General features: G+C 61.2%; 16 protein-coding genes, 1 tRNA gene and 1 pseudogene. 4 read left to right on the forward strand and 14 right to left on the reverse strand.

The genetic code is table 11. The annotated features are described in order from the left end of the window. Positions 1-214: 214 nt before the first annotated feature. Positions 215-1,012 (reverse strand): purine nucleoside phosphorylase YfiH/LACC1 family protein, encoded by a 798-nt coding sequence (locus EB812_RS02510; RefSeq protein ID WP_165450875.1) that lies wholly within the window; start codon positions 1,010-1,012, stop codon positions 215-217. Then, entirely contained in the window at positions 1,000-1,620 is a 621-nt protein-coding gene (locus EB812_RS02515) for a 5-formyltetrahydrofolate cyclo-ligase (RefSeq protein WP_118230713.1), read from the reverse strand. The genes EB812_RS02510 and EB812_RS02515 overlap by 13 nt, the downstream gene beginning before the upstream one ends. Before the next feature lie 90 nt (positions 1,621-1,710). Here EB812_RS02515 and EB812_RS02520 point away from each other — a divergent pair, with 90 nt between their 5' ends. The 4 genes from EB812_RS02520 to EB812_RS02535 all read left to right on the forward strand — a co-directional run bounded on the left by EB812_RS02520 (position 1,711) and on the right by EB812_RS02535 (position 6,297). After that, positions 1,711-2,397, forward strand: coding sequence for a metallophosphoesterase family protein (locus tag EB812_RS02520; RefSeq protein WP_118230714.1), 687 nt, complete (start codon positions 1,711-1,713; stop codon positions 2,395-2,397). A 1,627-nt stretch (positions 2,398-4,024) separates the two neighbouring features. Next, on the forward strand, positions 4,025-5,455 hold the full coding sequence (locus EB812_RS11800) for an Rne/Rng family ribonuclease (protein WP_242621163.1): 1,431 nt from the start codon (positions 4,025-4,027) through the stop codon (positions 5,453-5,455). Then, positions 5,428-6,156 carry an epoxyqueuosine reductase QueH gene (locus EB812_RS02530; RefSeq protein ID WP_118230715.1) on the forward strand — a complete coding sequence of 243 codons (729 nt, stop codon included), beginning with the start codon at positions 5,428-5,430 and terminating at the stop codon, positions 6,154-6,156. Before EB812_RS11800 ends, EB812_RS02530 begins: the two co-directional genes overlap by 28 nt. Before the next feature lie 65 nt (positions 6,157-6,221). Next, a tRNA-Asn gene (locus EB812_RS02535) sits at positions 6,222-6,297 on the forward strand. 188 nt (positions 6,298-6,485) lie between these two features. Here EB812_RS02535 and EB812_RS11635 read toward each other — a convergent pair. From EB812_RS11635 to EB812_RS02585, 12 genes and pseudogenes are all read right to left on the reverse strand, one after another. Continuing rightward, positions 6,486-6,647 carry a hypothetical protein gene (locus EB812_RS11635; protein WP_165450876.1) on the reverse strand — a complete coding sequence of 54 codons (162 nt, stop codon included), beginning with the start codon at positions 6,645-6,647 and terminating at the stop codon, positions 6,486-6,488. A gap of 65 nt (positions 6,648-6,712) precedes the next feature. Continuing rightward, positions 6,713-7,183, reverse strand: a complete 471-nt coding sequence (locus EB812_RS02540) for a DUF5681 domain-containing protein (protein WP_130957780.1) — start codon at positions 7,181-7,183, stop codon at positions 6,713-6,715. Continuing rightward, the gene (locus EB812_RS02545) at positions 7,180-7,668 is read right to left on the reverse strand and encodes an ERCC4 domain-containing protein (protein WP_130957781.1); all 489 of its coding nucleotides are present in this window, start codon (positions 7,666-7,668) and stop codon (positions 7,180-7,182) included. The genes EB812_RS02540 and EB812_RS02545 overlap by 4 nt, the downstream gene beginning before the upstream one ends. 284 nt (positions 7,669-7,952) lie before the next feature. Next, complete coding sequence (locus tag EB812_RS02550; protein ID WP_130957782.1) at positions 7,953-8,390, reverse strand: hypothetical protein; 438 nt, start codon at positions 8,388-8,390, stop codon at positions 7,953-7,955. A 9-nt stretch (positions 8,391-8,399) separates the two neighbouring features. Next, the gene (locus EB812_RS11805) at positions 8,400-8,804 is read right to left on the reverse strand and encodes a toprim domain-containing protein (protein WP_242621164.1); all 405 of its coding nucleotides are present in this window, start codon (positions 8,802-8,804) and stop codon (positions 8,400-8,402) included. A gap of 477 nt (positions 8,805-9,281) precedes the next feature. Next, positions 9,282-9,470, reverse strand: a pseudogene (locus EB812_RS11960) (primase-helicase zinc-binding domain-containing protein); the annotation flags it as partial. A 130-nt stretch (positions 9,471-9,600) separates the two neighbouring features. Next, complete coding sequence (locus EB812_RS02560; RefSeq protein WP_130957784.1) at positions 9,601-10,689, reverse strand: AAA family ATPase; 1,089 nt, start codon at positions 10,687-10,689, stop codon at positions 9,601-9,603. Between the two features lie 185 nt (positions 10,690-10,874). Next, the gene (locus tag EB812_RS02565; protein WP_130957785.1) at positions 10,875-11,078 is read right to left on the reverse strand and encodes a helix-turn-helix domain-containing protein; all 204 of its coding nucleotides are present in this window, start codon (positions 11,076-11,078) and stop codon (positions 10,875-10,877) included. Positions 11,079-11,291: 213 nt separating this feature from the next. Further along, positions 11,292-11,837, reverse strand: a complete 546-nt coding sequence (locus EB812_RS02570; protein ID WP_130957786.1) for a hypothetical protein — start codon at positions 11,835-11,837, stop codon at positions 11,292-11,294. 22 nt (positions 11,838-11,859) lie between these two features. Further along, positions 11,860-12,150 (reverse strand): BrnA antitoxin family protein, encoded by a 291-nt coding sequence (locus EB812_RS02575; protein WP_130957787.1) that lies wholly within the window; start codon positions 12,148-12,150, stop codon positions 11,860-11,862. Beyond that, positions 12,137-12,433 (reverse strand): BrnT family toxin, encoded by a 297-nt coding sequence (locus EB812_RS02580; protein ID WP_130957788.1) that lies wholly within the window; start codon positions 12,431-12,433, stop codon positions 12,137-12,139. Before EB812_RS02580 ends, EB812_RS02575 begins: the two co-directional genes overlap by 14 nt. A gap of 46 nt (positions 12,434-12,479) precedes the next feature. Beyond that, positions 12,480-13,697: a tyrosine-type recombinase/integrase gene (locus EB812_RS02585; protein WP_130957789.1), complete on the reverse strand. Its 1,218-nt coding sequence runs from the start codon at positions 13,695-13,697 to the stop codon at positions 12,480-12,482. Positions 13,698-13,959: the final 262 nt, after the last annotated feature.

Genomic DNA, 13,959 nt, shown 5'->3' on the forward strand with positions numbered 1-13,959 from the left:
TGAGGATGAGGACGTGAACCGCATTTCTGCCGAGACCTCCGCCGCCATGCGCCACGCCTCTGCCGCCGTGACCGAACTGGCCCAGCAGGCGCAGGTGCTGCGCGGCCTTATCGATCAGATGAAGCAGGGCTAAGAGCCTGAAAGACTGTGGGGGAGGGAACTTTTGTCCACAAAGGTTTTCTCCCCCACCACACAAGTTTTCCCCCGCAAAAAACTATATTTTTATCCAGATCAGACTGGCCTGGCGGCCGCAACCGCGCTGGCGGCGGTAGGAGAAGAACTGCGGGTTGGACATGGTGCAGAGGTCCAGGCCGAAGATATGGCGGGGCAGGAGCCCGGCGTCTTCCAGCTGGCGGCGGGTGAGGCTCCAGAGGTCCAGGGTGCGGCCGGGCGCGTCAAACCAGGGGGCGTAGTTTGGGCCCCATTCCTGAGAGAAGTTGGTAAACTGAGCTTTGTCCGGTCCCAGGCTGGGGCCGCGTACGGCCAGCACCTCACGGGGGTCAAGGCCATACTGTTGGCAGAAGCGGCGCGCGCCGCTGGTGGGGAAGGCGCAGCGGTTGCCGCGCCAACCGGCGTGCAGGGCGGCCACGTAGCGTCCACTTGTGTGGGCCAGGAGGATGGGCTGGCAGTCGGCGGTCTTGATGCACAGAGCCAGACCGGGGCGGTCGGTAGCCAGGCCGTCGCCTTGGGGCAGGGCGGCGTCCGTAAGGTCCGGGGCCAGGGACAAGGCCGTGGCGGGCGGGTCAACGTGTAAAGCGTCGCCGTGCACCTGGTGCAGTTCGGCCCAGTCTGTGGCTCCTCCGGCGCGCAGCAGGCCAGCCAGGGCGCGGCGGCTGCGCGCCGTGCGCGCGGGCTCGTCCCCCACGCTGTAGGATATGTTGCCGCCGGAAAGGGGGTCGACGTCGGCATTGCGGAGGTCGGCAAAATCCGGGGCCGGGCCACGGCACTGGAAGGCGCAGCCCACGTTCTCCAGACCTGGAAACTGGAAGGAAATACAGCTTATTTCAGACACTGCAGGCCTCGTTCGGTACAAAGGTGGTCCACCCTTTGGTCCCAGGGGTCCAGGGGCAGGGTGGGCACCACCTGGCAGGAAAAGCACAGGCCCAGGAGCGGGCAGGCCGGGCGTCGGCGCAGAAAACGGTCGTAATAGCCGCCGCCGTAGCCCAGGCGGCCGCCCCGGAGGTCAAAAAGCAGACCCGGCAGAATGAACAGGTCCGGGGAGAAGGCCGCGCCCAGGGCTTCGGGCCCCAGGCCGGGCAGGGCGGGGGTGGGTTCGCGCAGGCCGAAAGGGCCGGGGCGCAGATCCTGCGGGCCGGAACAGAGGGCAAAGTCCATGCATCCGGGTTGGCCGTGGCGCACGCGTGGCAGCCAGACCACGCGGCCCGCAGTCCAGGCCGCGTCCAGCAGGAGATCTGTGGGCGTTTCTTGTTTCACCCCCACATAGAGGGCCACGGAGCGGGCCTCGCGCCAGAGGGCGGAACTCAGGATATGCCCTTGTGCGGCTTGGCCGTTATTTTGGAATGCCTGCGGTGAAAGGCCGCGGCGCAGACCGGCGGCCTGTTCCCGCAGGCGGGCCTTGGTGGCGGCTTCGGGCGCGGCGGGCGGCGGGGAAGGGAACATGACGGGTCTTTCCTTGGCTGGCGGAATATGCTAATCTGTACATACTGCGGCCGAATACGGCCGCAAGACTGTAACAAAGGAAACACCGCCATGCCAAGCGCCGACTTTCAGGACTATCTCTGGGTCGCCGTGGGCGACATCCACGACGAGCCTGCCCGCATTGCCGAAATTCCGGAGCTTTCTCAGGCCGACGGCATTATTGTGACCGGTGATCTGACCATCACCGGCGGCGTGAAGCAGGCCGAGCAGGTCATGAATGTGCTGCGCGCCCACAATACCACGGTTTGGGCGCAGATCGGCAATATGGACCGGCCCGAAGTGGACCAGTGGCTGAGCGAAATGGGCTGGAACCTCCATGGCATGACCCGCGCGCTCACGCCGGATACGGCCATATTCGGCGTGGGGGCTTCCACCTTCACGCCCTTTGGCACGCCCAGCGAATTTCCGGAATCGGCCTTCGCCGCCTGGTTGGACGCCTGCTGGCAAAAAGCCCGGACCTACGCCCATACGGTGCTGGTGTCGCACAATCCGCCCAAGGATACGGCCTGCGACGTCATCCCCGGCGGCGTGCACGTGGGTTCTTCGGCTGTGCGCGAATTTCTGGAGGAAGCCCAGCCGGAGATCTGCCTGTGCGGGCATATCCACGAGGCCCGGGCTATGGACCGCGTGGGCCGCACCCTGGTGGTTAATCCGGGGCCGCTTTCTCTGGGAGGGTACGTCCTGCTGCGCTCTAACGCCGGGCAGCTTTCGGCAGAGCTTAAGATGCTGGAAAGCTGATTTTTTTTGACAGAAATCGGTTTTGCAGGCCCGTCACGGCATAGCGTCCGGACGGGCCGCTTGCATAATTTTCAAAAAAACGTACTCTGCAAGGAGTACGGGCATGCCAGCCGCACCTGCGCGCCATCCGGCGCTGCACCGGCCTCGTCAGAGCATGCCGCCCAAATTTCTGACGGCGGTTCCCGCCGCCGTACATAAAAGGATATTCATGACCGCAGATCAGGACACTCCCGTGGCCGCTTCCGCAGCCCCGGACACAATGGAAAAGGAAACCCCCAAGCCCCGGCGGCGCGCCGCCCCCCGCAGCAAAACAGCCAAAACCGCGTCACCCGCCGCAACAACCACTGATACGTCGCCGGACACTCCCCCCCCCGTGGAAGCCGCGGACGCCGCAACTTCCAGACCCGCTCCACGCAAGCGCGCCGTCGGCAAACGCGCAGCCGCCGCCACGGCGGCCCCCACTGATACGCCGGACACGCCCCCCGCAACAGAAGAATCTCCCCAAAAACGCCGCACGACCCGTACCACCAGCCGTAAAAAAACGTCGGCCGCAGAAATGGCGACAGGGCAGAGCGCTGCAACCGCGCCGAAACCCGCGTCCAAGGACACAGCTTCGTCAGCGGCGCCGGAAGGCGCACCCGCAGCAGCGGCTGCCGCAGAGAACGCCGCACCCCGCGCCGCAACACCCGGCGCGACAACCAAAGCCTCCGGCCGCAGCCGCAGCGCCGCAGGGCGCGCCGCGTCCAGGTCCGCCAGATCTGCCGTTGCGACGGCTGATCCCGCCGCGCAAAAGGCCGCGGCAGCGACGGCAGCTGCCGCCTCCCCCGCGCCGGAAACCTCGGCCGCAGAGGCGGAGACTGCAGAGAGCGCCGCAACACCCCACACGACGACTAAAACCGCCGGCCACGAGCGTAGTGCCATTGGGCGCACCGCCACAACGAAAACTTCCGGCCGCAGCGCAGGGGGCCGTAAATCCCGCGCCGCAGCAAAGGACGCTGCCCCGGCCGCGCCTGCCGCGCTGGCTGTAGATGGCGACGTGCGGGCGCCACAGCCTGCCGGTATGGCGGTCGCGGGCCAACAGCCTGGTGGCGCAGCGGCTCTTGTCGCCCCTGAACGCAAGGAACTTGCTGCGCGTCCGGCCCAGGGTGCGCTTGCGTCTTCCGCGTCCGTCCCGGCCTTGTCTGAAGCCGCGTCGCCCCCCGTACCGGCCTTGCGGCCCGTGGCGGACGTGCCGGCGGTGGAAGGCCCCGCCATTGTACCGGTCGCCTCCGGCGAAGGGGGTTCTGCATTGTCGGCAGCCGGCTCTGAAGCGGATGCGGAAAATGCCGCTGAGGCTCCCCGCCGCAAAAATCGGCGAGGAAGGCGCGGCGGCCGCGGCCGCAGTCGTAAAAAAGATCAGAATGGGCAGGAAAATGGCGCAACAGCTACGCCGGGCGAGGACGATCGGGATGCGCCAGCCGGCCCGGAGGGCGGCGTGTCTGCGGGCGAAGCTCAGAGCAGGAGCCCGATCCCGGTGGACCCCCAGACGTCCGGCAAAGCGTTCGATAAGACGTCTGGTCAGGTCTCTGCGCAGGCTTCCGGCGGCAAGTCCTCCTCTGCGCGCGGTGGGGCTCAGAACAAACGGCGCATGTATATCAGCGTGCTGCCTGGCGAACAGGTGGAAGTGGCTCTGGCCGAAAACGGACAGGTGCTGGAATATTACCTGGACATGCTGCACCAGCGCAAAATCAAGGGCAATATCTACAAGGGCGTTATCCACAATATCGATACTAATCTGCAAGCCGCCTTTGTGAGCTACGGCGCGGGCAAGAACGGCTTTTTGCAGATTGATGAAGTGCACCCAGAATACTGGCTGAGCCACCACGAGCCCGCCAAGGGCAAGAAATTTCCGCCTATCCAGAAGGTGCTTAAGGCCGGACAGGAAGTGCTGGTGCAGGTTGTTAAAGAACCCACGGGCAGCAAGGGCGCGTTTCTGACCACCTGGATTTCGCTGGCCGGACGTTTTTTGGTGCTTACGCCGGGGCAGGAGCAGATCGGGGTTTCGCGCAAGGTGGAGGACGACGAAGAGCGCTCCCGCCTGCGCGAACTCATGAATGGCATTGATCCCGGCCAGAATCTGGGCGTCATCGTGCGCACGGTGAGCGCCGGAACTACCAAGACTACTTTGCGCAATGATCTGCAATACCTGAAGCGCGTCTGGCGCGACATCCGCAAAAAAGGCACCGAGGTCACGGGTCCGGCCCTGGTCTATCAGGAACCCGGTCTTTCCGAGCGCGCCGTGCGCGACTATCTTACCGACGACGTGGGCGAAATTTGGGTGGATAACGAAGAAGTGGCCCAGAGCATTCGGGAAACCGTAAGCCTGCTCTTCCCCCGCAAGAAAGACCTGGTGCACCTCTATACGGACGTGCGCACGCCCATGTGGGACCGCTTTAACCTGCGGCGTCAGCTCGACCAGATCTATACCCGTGAAGTGCAGCTGCCTTCGGGCGGGCGGCTGGTGTTTGACCAGACCGAAGCCCTCATGGCCATTGACATCAACTCCGGAAAAATTTCCGGCAAGGGCAATTTTGAGGCCATGGCCCACAAGACCAACATGGAGGCGGCCGAGGCCATTGCCCGTCACCTCAAGCTGCGTGACATCGGCGGCCAGGTGGTTATCGACTTCATTGAAATGCGTGATAAAAAGCATGTGCTGGAAGTGGAAAAGACCCTGCGCACGGCTATGAAGGGCGACCGCGCCCGGCACGATGTGGGCCGTATGAGCTCCTTTGGCCTGCTGGAGCTGGTGCGCCAGCGTACGGGGTCGTCGGCCCTTTCCATCACCATGGAGCCCTGCCCGGCCTGCGGCGGCACAGGCCAGCGCCGCAACCTGGAATGGCAGGCCCTGCAGGCGCTGGGCGAACTGCGACGGCTGCTGCGCGCGGAAAATAAAGATAAGTGCGTGTATCCGGCCCCGCCGGAACTGGCCTTATATCTGCTGAACCATAAGCGCGACACCTTGCGCGAACTGGAGCAGGATTTCGGCAAATGTCTGGAAATATTGGTGCGTCCTTAGGTGCGCCCATCGCTGCGGCAGCGGGCGGCGGCGTCAGGACCGACAGAGGGGCCTGCGCTGCGTCCGACCTCAGGGGATGTCTTTCGTCCCCTTCGGTGGAGGGAGGGGCAGCGGCGACCGACGCGTTGCGCAAGAACCGCCGACTGCTCCTGCACGTCTGTTGCGGACCGTGCGCCGTCATGCCCCTGCGGCGGCTGCTGGATGAAGGGTACGCCGTCACGGCCTGGTTCATGAATCCCAACATCCACCCGCTGACGGAGTACCTGCGCCGCCGCGAAGCCGCCGGAGAGTGCGCCGCGCAGCTGGGGGTGCCCATTGTTTACGCGGACGCCACTTGGGATGTGACCGCCTGGCTGCGGGCCGTGGCCGGGCGGGACGCCCCGCCGGAGCGCTGCGCCTGGTGCTGCGCCAGCCGTCTGGAAGCGGCTTTTGCCGCCGCCGCGGCCCTGGGCTGTGCCTGGGTGAGTAGCAGCCTGCTCTATTCGCGCTACCAGCCGCACGCGGCCATTAAGACCGCCGGCGAACGGCTGGGGGCCGCAGGCGGGCCTGGATTTGTCTATCGGGATTTTCGTGAGGACTGGCAAGAGGGCATTGACCGCTCCAAGGAAATGGGCCTCTACCGCCAGCCCTACTGCGGCTGTATCTACAGCGAAGCCGAACGCTACGGCAAGCGTCTGGCGCGCCTCTGCCAGGAAAAATAAAATTTCCGGCAGTTTTTCCTTGACGTTGCCCGGTTTTTTCCGTACACATTTCTTCGCTGCAATGATCCCCGATAGCTCAATTGGCAGAGCGGGTGACTGTTAATCACTAGGTTGGCGGTTCAAGTCCGTCTCGGGGAGCCAAAGAAATCAAGCCCTTACGGTTAATAGCCGTAGGGGCTTTTTCTGTCGGGGTAACACCGGGGTAACACCGGGAAGGGAATGGAATGGTGCGGCTCTACACCAAAGACGGGGGCAAGCCCCTTTCCCTGCCACGTAAAAAGCCGGAGCCCTTTCGGAACCCCGGCTCTGCAGGTGGGATGAAGGCGTCTCTAGGCCTGGTCTAGCCACAGGATTTCGCCGGGGCACGGTGTGAGGGACTCCTCCACGCGCAGCACCAGGTTAGGGACGGTCTCGCCCTCCTGCCGTGGAAAGGTTCTGCCCTTGCAGGAAAGAGCCGTGGCGTCCTCGGGGAGTTCCCAGTGGACAATCATGCCCGAGTCGGTGGCCCTTGTCGTCTCCAGGCGGGCGACGCGCCGTTCAAGTGTGCTGCTCATGTTCATGGCCTCCCTTTGCCCTGGGTGCGCTCCAGAGCGGCAATGCGTTGTTCCAGTTCCGCCAGTTCAAGGTTCTTGGCGTGAGTACTAGCCAATGCCGCCAAGGCCTGCCCCTCGCCGGGGGTAATACAGCCATCGGCCACGGCCCCAAGAATGGCGGCGGTCAGTTTGGGCAGTGATTGGGCATCGGGAACAGGGGGGAGGCTGATTGGCGGAAGCGCCTTCTCCTTGCAGGGAGGGACAAGCCTTTCCAGAATCAGCCGAATTGCCGTCAAATCTCCGCCCAATGCTGCGTCAACGAGAGTTTGGGTAATCTGCTCCAGCTGTCCTTCCATGAGTGCTAGAGCGGCCTGCGTGGCCTTGTTTCGGCTGCCTGGCGCGCGCCCTTTCGGGTTCCCTGTGTGTCCAGGGGCGAAACGCCCGTCTGGGGTGCGGCCCTCCTTCTGCAGGTTCTCTGTAGGTTGGGTTTTCATGCCGCTTCACCTCCTGAACCGTCTCCATGCGCTTTCACAATGGTTGCCCACCGCTTGCGGGCGCCTTCAAGATACTGGCGCAAAAAATAGGCTGTTATGTATTCCGCAGCGCTCCGGTTCCCGGCAAAAATAAAAGATATCCCCAACCGCGCCATAAAAGACAAAACGCTTTGACACGCAGCCCTAGGGGACAACTGGCTCCGGTACTGTCCAGAGGCCAAATCTTGCCAAGAGGCCTCAACGACCACGCAGAATGCGTCCAAGGCGACAGCACGCTGCAGTTCACGCGCAAACCTCTCACGTTCCCGGCCAAGGCACTGCACCAGGTCCGGCAGTGACTTGCGTTCCACGGCAACCTTGTCTCCCAGCCCTGCAAGAGAGTAGTCGCCAACGTTCAGCGTGCCGTCTTCAACGGTCACATCGGCGTATGCCGGTCCTTCAAAGCGGTATCCCCGCTGTTCCCGTGTATCGCGCACAATCCGCATACAAGCTCCTTAAAAGTTTTCTACGGCACATTGTCCGTATTTTGTAGTTTCAACGCTCTGGAGGTCAGCCAGGGCCATTTTGAGCCATTCGCCTACAGTCGGCATATCGTAGCGCAGCGGCCAGGTCAGCGCAGCGGCCTGCTGTTCTCCACGGTAACGCCCGCATACCTGGGGGCATTGAAGGCATAGGGGGTCTGCTCCCGGCTGTCCTGAACTATGCGCATGCTGTCACCCCCAAGAAAATACGATTTTTGACGAAATGAACGTTCATTTTTAGCCATACCTTAACCAACATCGGGCCGGGGGCTTTTCGACGATTCTGCGGGCTGAAAGGGCCCATTAGCACGGGACAAGACAGATGCCAGTCCCATGCTGCCATCCTCCATGCGGCGGAAAGCTGCTGTGCGCAGTTTTTCCCTATGCTCTTTTGTAATGTTTGGATTCCGTCCCATGCGAAAAAGGAAGACTGGGCAAGAGCCAGCGGCGGCGGTGTCGCCTTGGCAGTCGTCAACCTGCCCTTGGTTACCGGCTTGGCATTCTTCAACGCAGTATGTGCGGATGGTTTTCAAGGGGCGGTGCTTCCCTGCGGGCAAGGCCACTCCCATGCGGTAGGCGTAAAAGGGGCAGGCGGTATATTGGCATTCGGTCACGTTTGCGGAAACGCCGCCCTGACATTGCAGGCAGAACTTGCGGATAGCTTCGAGCGCGGAAAGTTTTTTCATAGCTGTTCCTTACGCGGTAAGCGTGTAGGTGGTTGAGTTATGGGGAGCAGAGGACAGAACTGCCGTAAGCCATTCGCCCGTGGTGGGTATGCTGTAATTGAGGGGCCACGCATGGGCAGCGGCGTGCTGTTCGCCAATATCCTTGCCGTGCAGAACAGGGGCAAAATGGGCATGGGGATAGGTGGCAGACCACCGCGCCCACGCCTTTTCACCCGCATCATCGTTGTCCGGTGCGGCCAGCAGCTGCGGGGCAGACCGGATAAAGGCGTCGGTGGCGGTGTCGGCAGGCTTGGTACTGCCCATGAAGCCCACGCCAGCCACCTGGCCTTCCGTCTCCTGCCAAAGCAAACAGGCGTCCAGGGCTGATTCCACCAACACCACAGGGTGCCCAGCGCACCCGGCAATAAACGGCACGCTGGCACCTCCAGCGACCTGCCAGTATTTCGGGCGGGGCTCTGGGCGGTCGTTGGGACGGCGCACGGTTAAGGCGACAACTCCGGCCTCCCGCCGGCACGCGACGACCAAACCTCTGGGAATCAGCAACTTTGTGCGGGGCTCTCCGTCAGGCCCGGCCAAATCCGGCAGGCCCCAGGCAGAGCGCGGCACATACCTGTCGCGGTCGTTCCAGCCCAGTCCGCAGGCACGGGCCGTGTCCGGCGTCAGGTAGCGCCCGGCCAGGGCCGTCACGGCGCCAGGGCTCTCCTCTAGGCCCCGCTGGCAGTCGGCCAAAAGTGCCTCGGCGCTGCTCATCCATTCCCTGCAGGGGAGAACGGCGGGCTCTGGTGTGGGCCTCGGCGCTGGCTGGACATGCGAGACCCGGGCAGGACATTCGCGCCGTGTCCTGCTTCGCCCGGCAAAGGAAGAGCTCCTCGGCTCAAGCGACAAGGCTTCACATGCCTCGAGGTAAGACATACCGTCACGCTGCATCAGGAAGGCAATGCCGTCACCGCTGGCCCCACACTTGCGGCACATGAAGGCTCCACCATGTGGACGGTCAGGCCAGACAATGAAACCGTCCTTCGTAGCACCGCCGCACAGGGGACAGGGGCCGGCCCACTCGTTCGGGCCCTTGGGCTTCATGGCAGGAAAGAAATCTAAGATGCTTCGGTTCACTTTGGCCTCCCATCCTTGGGCGACACACTACACACCTTATAGGTGTGTGTAGTGTAGTGTCGCCTAAAACCAGGGCTTGGGCGCTAGGCTACATGGGCTACATGTAGTCTAAATGTCGCCTGTCGCCTTCCTTGTTTATACTGTAAATATAGCCTGTTACTAGAATTACCCCAAGATTTACAAGTTCATTCCTGCCGCGTCGAAAAGCCTGGGCCTTGGTTTTGTCGTTGTCGCCCGTGTGTCGCCCATAAAAATACGGTCGCCAGGCGTCGACGTGAATGCTGTCGCAGCCCTCCTTTCCAAGCGCCTCCCGTAGCGATTCAAGGGCGTACTTTTGGTTGGGTGTCAGGGTTTTCCCCTCCTGCCCGGCCAAATCCTCTGCGTCCGGCAGGGCCACGCAAGACGTGATGCGGTCGCCGTCCTCATCTGCCCCAAGGTCTACAATGCCCAACTGGAAGGGATGTTTTTCGCCCTCGCCGTCGCCGTCCTTGACCTTAACGGCCCGCCAAAAACGGCGCTGCCCCTCGCGTACCACCTCCGCCGCGAAGTCCCAAGACGGAAGTTGGACAGAACTACCACGGGCGCCACGGCCGCTATCTTTGCCGGAATGATGTAGGCAGAGGACGAAACACCGCCTGGTTGTTGCCAGACGTTTTGCACTTTCAATGAAAAGACCCATTTCTGTGGAGTCATTTTCTGAAAGGCCGACAGTCGCGCAGGCCTGCGTATCAATGACGACCAGCGACCCTTCCGGGATTGCAGCAGCCAGAGCGTCCACGTCTTCACCTTTATAAAGAGTCGTGGGAGCGACACCTACCAGAATATTGTTTGGAAGCGGCTCGCCGTGGAAGGACTGGTAGGCTGCAAGTCGCTGCTTGGCTCCGCCCTGACCTTCAAGGAACAGCAGGACCACCGGGCTCTGCTTCGTCTTGTGCCCGAACCAGGGTCGGCCCCTTGCAACGTGTGCAGCCAAGTCGATGGAAGGAAACTCTTCCCGCTGGTCGACGCGCCCCAAATCTGGCCGATGCCCACACTTGGTATTAAGCCCTTGATTTTCCACTCTAAAGCTGGAAAGTTCATAACGTCGGCAACGTCCAGCAGAGGGTAAAGCTCCATGCTCTGTTCCTCGGCGGGCGCAGGACCCTGCTCCTCGGTGGCAGGTGCGACATTTTTCTCTGCCATGCACCTCTCAAGGAAGGCAGTACGCGCCGCCGCCAGGGCTGGACCATAGTCCGGGGCAGAGGGGTCGAAACCGAAACCTACCGCCCCTTGACTTGCGTGGGCGTTTTGGGGCATGATTTGGCCACACAGTTCTTTTTCAGGCCCTGGGTGTTGCATCACCTGGGGCCCTCGCGGTTCAGAGGCCGCCATCTAGGCCCCCTCCTCCCAGACTTGCTTGTGAACTTCTAGATAGGTGTCGAGGTCGTGCAGGTCGTAAACAATTCGTCGCCCGATTCTGGAGAAAGGAATCTTGTGGAGCCCAAAAACGCGGTCCTTCTCAAGCAAAGACGCCGATACGCCAAGGTACTCCGCGGCCTGTTGCGTGTYTGCCCAACGTTGCAAAGTTTTCTGCATGTGCCTTCTCCTTTTGTTTTTGGCGGGCTGCCCCGTCCAAGCTAGGAAAGCACAGTGCAAAGCACGTTAAAATAGAAAGTCGCCCATAGACGAATTGTTGTTGGACGACTTTTCTCGTGGTGGGTATATTTTAAGTTATTTCAGGCTGTTGTCAGACAAAAATAAAAAAGTCGTCTGACAAGCAAAATGCAGTCAAACGACTTTCCTCTCCGGCTATAGCTCGGGTTTGCGCCCTCGCCCCACCTTTTTGCTGCCCAGTTCGGCAGCGAAGTCCTTCCACAATTGTTTTGCTTCGGTTTGGTGGAACTCCTCCAGCGCCAGCCCGCGCAATGCGTTCATGAAATCTTCCCGATACATGCGGCCGTTGCTGTGCCAGGGCCAGACCTTCGGGCCGGCGGCCTTGAAGCGGTCGAATGCCTCTTGTGTCAGCCTCCGGCGGCGGACGTCCTTTGTGCTTCCAGTGCCAGTAGCGGGACTTACATCGGAATTGGCCTGCTCCAGCGCCAGATTGAGGCGCTCCTGCGTGGTGAGCTCTCTGTCGAAAAAGAACAGGCCATCTGCCCCTCTGTACGGGAGGCCATCCATCTTCTGGTACAGCAGAAAAGCAAGGGAATCCGGCAGTTTGAGCTCGTCATACGGGACCAGTACCCCAGAGGAGATGTAATAGGCGAACAGAGCCCCAGTCTTTAGCGCCGTCTCCACATAATGGATTGCCTCGGTGTCTCCGCCCATTTTCTTGGCAAGGTCCTGAAATGTCATACGTCCTCTCCGCCAAATGCGTTTATGGGCGCAGTGTGCCTTTTTCCGCCTCCATGCACACGCGTAGGGCATCGTTCATGGCCTTCTGGTAGCCTTTGCCTTTGCTTCTGTAATATTCAACAATGTCCGCGTCATAGCGTACCGTCAAAGACTGCTTGGCGGCGCGCTTCTTGAGAGTACGCAACCGTTCAATCAGGGTTTCTCCTGGCACGTCGGCCAGACGCACAAAACCCGCGAGCTCTGTATCAGTCAAAGGCCGACTGTCTGCGCCAACTATTGTGTGAGGAGTGAGCCGGTCGTCAGAGTTGTTCATAACATTCTACCTCCTGCCCGGTCGCCTTTCGGGCGGATATGATGCGAATAGCATCGTGCTCGGTGAATACCACCAGCAGCACCAGCGTAGCTCCCACCATGCCCAGCAAGTGAAAGCGGTCCTCTTCCTGGCTGTGAGCTTCGTCATAGCGCACCAAGGCGCAGGGGTCGGCAAAGGCAGCCGCGGCCTGCTCAAAGTCGATGCCGTGCTTGCTCCGGTTGCTCTCCGCCTTGGCTTCATCCCACTCGAAAAGTGCTTGGGCTGTTCGGTGCTGCCTGGTCATAGTGTAACTACACTTTGTTGTATGTCAATGAGGGTGTGCTCTGCGCCTACTTTGCGGCTTTGAATGGCAAGACCTTGCCCCCGCTGAAATCCTTCTGTATCTGCGCTGCGGTTTCCGCTGCTGCAAGGGCGACAGGATTGTCAGCAAGGTGGGCATAGCGTGCTGTCGTGGCCGCCTGGGTATGTCCCAGAATAGCTCCGATAACGGGCAGGCTTTTGCCTGAACAGGCGGCATAGCTAGCGTAGGCGTGGCGTAAATCGTGGATGCGCCAGCCCGATAGCTGGGCGACAGAGAGAAGTCGTCGCCATGTGTCCTTGACGTTCACGACATGCCCCGTTCCTCCCCTGCCGGGGAAGCAGTACTCATTGACGCGCGGAAGGGCCGCCAGCACGGCTAGGGCAGGCGGGGGCAGATGAAGGGTCTTCGCTCCCGTCTTTGAATCGGGCAGGCTGGCAATCCCCCGGTCGGTATCGATGTACTCCCATTTGAGCGTAAGGACTTCCATGCAGCGCGCGCCAGTGAGAAGCAGTATCTTGAGGGCTGCGGCAATTGTGGGGTCAAAGGCTGTTACCTTGCCCGTTTCTGGGTCTGTATAGCCATGGGCTTCCATGACGCGGAAGGCATTGCCCAAGGCTTCAAGTTCCTCTCGCCCCATGAAGGCTTGACGCTTCTGCTCCTCATATCTCTCAAGGCCGACAACGGGATTGCTGCCGCGCTCCCGATACCCGTTTTTCTCGCACCAGCCAAAGAACTTGGATAGTAGCGCCGCCGTCCTGTTCGCCTGATACGGGGTATCCTGCATTGCGTAGTGGAGGGCCGCAACGTGGCGATATTGAACCGCCGCGACCTTGAGGCTCCCCATTGCGGGGAAGATATGTTGCTCTGCTATCCGGTGGTAGGCCTCGGATGTGCTGGGTTTAATTTTCGTGTCGTGCTGCTCGAAGAATGCAGCGAAAGCAGCCTTGACGGTTGGCGCGGTCTTCCGTTCCCTTTCCTGCTCGGCGGGGTCTTCCCCCAGCGCAACCTGTGCCGCCTTTTGTTTGGCAAGGGCGCGAGCCTGCTCAACGGTCATGGTGGGGAATGTTCCCAGGCGTAGCCGCTTGAGCGGAGCCGCACGCCCTTTTCCGGCACGATAGACAAAGTAAAAAGACCTTTCGCCAGAAACGCCCACGCGCACCACAAAGCCCTTTAAGTCATCGTCTCGGACTTCATAGCGCGTCCCGTTGCCTTGCAGTCCTTCTATGGCTCTTTTCGTCAATTTCATGGGCGTGGCTCCTAATGGCTTTGGGGTAACACCGGGGTAACACGCTACAGGTAAAAGCTGGACACCAAAAGCAACCTGATGCAACTATAAGTGCCTGTATTTCCAACGTCAAGAAATTTTATGAAAGGCGGTGAAAACAAAACCGCACGACTGTTAATCACTAGGTTGGCGGTTCAAGTCCGTCTCGGGGAGCCAAAGAAATCAAGCCCTTACGGTTAATAGCCGTAGGGGCTTTTTCTGTCGGGCTACCACCGGGAAGGGA

The organism is Desulfovibrio legallii, from assembly GCF_004309735.1.
GTDB lineage: Bacteria > Desulfobacterota > Desulfovibrionia > Desulfovibrionales > Desulfovibrionaceae > Desulfovibrio > Desulfovibrio legallii.